Origin of the sequence: Parasynechococcus sp., from assembly GCF_042954245.1 — a bacterium.
GTDB lineage: Bacteria > Cyanobacteriota > Cyanobacteriia > PCC-6307 > Cyanobiaceae > Parasynechococcus.
The window spans coordinates 1-3,876 of record NZ_JBGKDP010000244.1 but is presented as its reverse complement, the minus strand read 5'-3'; the positions used below and the strand labels follow the sequence as shown (position 1 = coordinate 3,876).

Sequence of the window (3,876 nt, the reverse complement as noted above, 5' to 3'; positions counted from 1 at the left end):
GGAACGCCGATGAATGCTGAGGTCAGCGTCGGGCCGGAATCGGATAAGGAATGCGGCGGTGGCGCATCCGCCGCCACACCTGCACGAAGGCACGAATCACCAGTTCCACTTCGCTGCGGTTGAGGCTGCTTTTGCGCAGTTGTCCATCCCGCTGCCGCGCTTCCACAATCCGCCGCACCGTGTCCACTGCCTGGGCATCGGAGGTGTCGGGGGGGAGGGATCGAAGCGCCGCCTCAGATCCGTCGGCCAGCATCAAGATCGCTGTTTCTTTTGAGCGGGGTTCCGGGCCCCTGTAACGGAAGCGGCGCTCCTCAACTACACCGCCGCCCTCCTGGGCCTTGTGCAGGAAGTAACCCATTTTCAAGGTGCCCTGGTGCTCAGGGATGAAATCGGCGATGGGCCGGGGCAGGCGATGGCGCCGCGCCAGCTTCAGCCCCTCATCCACATGAGCTTGAAGCACCGCTGCACTCCCCTGGGGGTCATCCAGCGCGTCGTGGGGATTGGGGCCGTCCTTCTGGTTCTCGATGAACCAGTCCGGCGCATGCAGTTTGCCAACGTCGTGATACAGTGAACCTGTTCGGATTAGGTCCACATCCGCACCAATCGCCCGCGCCCCTTCCTCTGCCAGACCGCAGATCATCAGGGTGTGTTCAAAGGTTCCCGGGGCTTCACAGGACAGGCGGCGTAACAGGGGCCGCTCCTGATCCGCCAGTTCCAGCAGCCGCGCCCGGGTGAGCAGGCCAAAGGAGCCTTCCAGCATCGGGATCAGCAGCAGGCTGAACATCAGCAAAACACCGAGTACAAAGGAATCGGTGGCCAGTTCATCCAGGCTTGGATTTAGATTTCCCCAGAGCCGCAGGCCAGTAACCGGTTGCAGCAGCAGCCACTGCCCCACAAAAGCGCCAATCGGCAACAGCACCGTCAGTTGCAGCAACTGGCCGCGACTGCGCTGACGGCCTGCGATCAAGGCCCCAGCGGCAGCCACCGTTGCCGCCACAATCAGGCGACCATCCCCAAACCCCTGAATAGGTTCTGGCCAGAGCAGAGCGGCCACCCCCATCCAGACCAACCCGCAGCCGGTGCCGAGGCCTTCCGCCAGCACCAGGGTGGGCGCCACCAGCACGGCCAGAGGGCTCATGGATCCTTTGAACCAGAGTTTGGCTCCCTGCACCATCAGCAGCAGGCCTACCGCCAGCAGGGCGTGGCGCAGCTCTAGCCCAGGCCGTTCGCGCCGCATCACCAGCAGCATCACGGCGCAGGCTGCAGCGGCTTCAACGAACCGTTGGAACCAGATTAATGGTTGGGGTTCGCGGCGCACGCGGCCGAAATAATCCAGCACGTCGTAGGCCTGGGGGCTTATCGGCTCGCCCTTGCGGGTGATCAGATCCCCCTTGCGCACCTCGATGGTGGGGATGGCCTGTTTGGTCAGCTGTTCCTCGATCAGCTGTTTGCTCAGGTTTGGGTCGGTGCGCAGGTTGCTGCTGCCGCGCAGGGCGCTGGTGAGCACCTTGCCGGCCAGAGAGCGCGCCGCCGTTGGCTGCAGGGCAACTGCCTTTAGTTGCTGGTCGGCGGCCTGGCGCAATTGCTCAATAGCCAGGTTGCTCACCAGCCCTTGGCTGAGCATGCGATCAGCGGTGCTGCACACCGCTTCGTCCCAGGCCAGACGCTCCCGTTTGCTGCGTCGTTCCAGCCACTTTTTCTCTTGATTAGACAGGTTCACCGGCCCGATCCGGTCTCCAGATCCGGTGTTGGTGACCTCCTGCAGCTGCAGCAGTTGTTGCTCGAGCCGTTGTTTGAGCGCTTGGGTCTGCTCCTGATCGATGACCTGCACCACCGATCGTGCCACCAGAGAGGCCCGTTGTTGCTCGAGGGCGGTGCTGTCCTGCACCAGGGCATCCTTCGGAGCGATGGTTTCAAACGGGGCCAGCGATCCGGGTTGAAGTTTCGGCTTGATCAGCCAGGGCAGGCTTGAAACTGCGGCTACGGAAAGGCACAGCAGCAGAACAACAAGGGTCTGCAGTCGCGTCCAGCGCAGCAGGCGTCCCCCTGGGCCTTCGAGCCGCACCCAGTTCCGCCAAAGGCTGCTCAGCCGTGGAACACGAACCAAAAAGGACCCTGTAGTGGTTTAACGCTAGCTCTCTCCAAAGGGCATGCTGGACGGAGTGCACGGGGATGCCATGGCCCTGCGTTTGGACGGCAAGGTGCTGGCAAGGGATGTGGAGCATCGTCTTCAAACCCTGATCGAACGGCGTCTGGCCGAGGTGGGGCGACCGCCGGGCTTGGCGGTGCTGCGGGTTGGTGATGATCCCGCCAGCGTCGTCTACGTCGCCAACAAGGAAAAAGCCTGTGCTCGGATCGGGGTGGCCAGCTTTGGTGATCACCTCCCCGGCAACACGCCTCCAGCGCAGGTGCTTCAGACGATTGAAGGATTGAATGCCAACCCTGCAGTGGATGGGATCCTCCTGCAGCTGCCCCTTCCTGCTGGCCTCGATGAGGGGCCGCTGCTAATGGCCATTGATCCTGAAAAGGATGCCGATGGTCTGCATACCCTCAATCTCGGACGGTTGCTCAAGGGGGAACCGGGCCTGCGCAACTGCACCCCCGCCGGGGTGATGGTGATGCTGCGCAGCAATGGCATTGATCCAGCGGGCAAGCGCGTTGTGGTGATCGGCCGCAGCATTCTCGTGGGGCAGCCGATGGCTTTAATGCTGCAGGCGGCCAATGCCACCGTCACTATCGCCCACTCCCGCACAGCTGATCTGGCGGCTTACACCCGGGAAGCCGACATCCTTGTGGTGGCAGCAGGCCGTCCTGAGTTCATCGGGGCCGAGCACGTGCGGCCGGAGGCGGCGGTGGTGGATGTCGGCATTCACCGCAAGCCGGAAGGCGGATTGTGCGGGGATGTTCGTGCGGCTGAAATCGAGTCGATTGCTGCTGCGCTTTCGCCTGTCCCTGGCGGTGTGGGACCGATGACGGTGACGATGCTTCTGGTGAATACCGTTCTGGCTTGGTGCAGACGCCACAACCTTGACCATGATTTGGACGATCTCGTGCCCTGATCGGTTCCATACCGCTGCATTGGCTGTTCCCCACCCCCGTTATGCAGGTGGACCTTGAGCCCGATGCCGCCAGGGCCGCAGCGATGCAGCAGCAGCTGGAGCAGTTCGATGCCCAGCTGTATCAGTACCCTGAGTTCAGCGATCACAACAACTTCACCGGGGATCTGCCGGGCCATGCCGGCCTGGACTCAGTTGCATTGCATGGATGCGTTCCAGTGGCCGAATGGGCAGTTGGCTGAGCACGTTTTGGTCTATTCCGGTCGCTGTTAGGTCTGGATTACGGTCTTGTAGCCCACATCCAAAAGGCCTGGCCCGTGGTGTGTGCGAGGAATCGCGGAAGGGTGGATCTGCACAGCCACCGCAACGCTCAGTTGAGCGCGATTTTCTATGTGTTGACGGATCTGGTGAACGGGAGCGGGGAGCTGGAATTTGAGCCGCCCGATGACTACTTCAGCCATGTGATGACGATCCCCTATCGCGATACGGCTGCCTCTGGTGGTGTGTTCGCGCGCTGCCCCACCGTCTCCTGCTGTTCTCTTCGGACTTGCATCATGGGGTGTTTTTTTATGAGAGAAGCGGCTTTCGCTATTCGGTTTCCTACGATTTGGCCATCATCACAGTGCCAGGCAAGGGAAGCGAGATGCGAATACTCCATTCGATGGATTGGGTGTTCCTCGGCAGCTAAGGACTCGGCCTGAGAGAATCCCGCCAGCCAGGGTCCACCCATGAGCGCCGAGTTCGATTTTGAGGCCTATCTCGGCAAGGCCAAAGACCAGGTGGAAGCGGCCCTTGATGGATCCCTCGGTCCTGAGCGGCC

At 61.9% G+C, this 3,876-nt stretch carries 3 protein-coding genes; 2 read left to right on the top strand and 1 reads right to left on the bottom strand.

The window, feature by feature from the left end; translation table 11 throughout:
- Positions 1-22: 22 nt before the first annotated feature.
- A complete protein-coding gene (locus ACGVJ8_RS11370) occupies positions 23-2,107 on the bottom strand; it encodes an HDIG domain-containing metalloprotein (protein WP_392348179.1) in 2,085 nt (694 codons plus the stop codon).
- 70 nt (positions 2,108-2,177) lie between these two features.
- On the opposite strand from ACGVJ8_RS11370, the gene folD reads away from it, so the two are divergent.
- Both folD and ACGVJ8_RS11360 read left to right on the top strand, forming a co-directional pair.
- The gene (gene folD / locus ACGVJ8_RS11365; protein ID WP_392348181.1) at positions 2,178-3,059 is read left to right on the top strand and encodes a bifunctional methylenetetrahydrofolate dehydrogenase/methenyltetrahydrofolate cyclohydrolase FolD; all 882 of its coding nucleotides are present in this window, start codon (positions 2,178-2,180) and stop codon (positions 3,057-3,059) included.
- A gap of 41 nt (positions 3,060-3,100) precedes the next feature.
- On the top strand, positions 3,101-3,298 hold the full coding sequence (locus ACGVJ8_RS11360; RefSeq protein WP_392348177.1) for a hypothetical protein: 198 nt from the start codon (positions 3,101-3,103) through the stop codon (positions 3,296-3,298).
- The last annotated feature ends 578 nt before the right edge of the window (positions 3,299-3,876 follow it).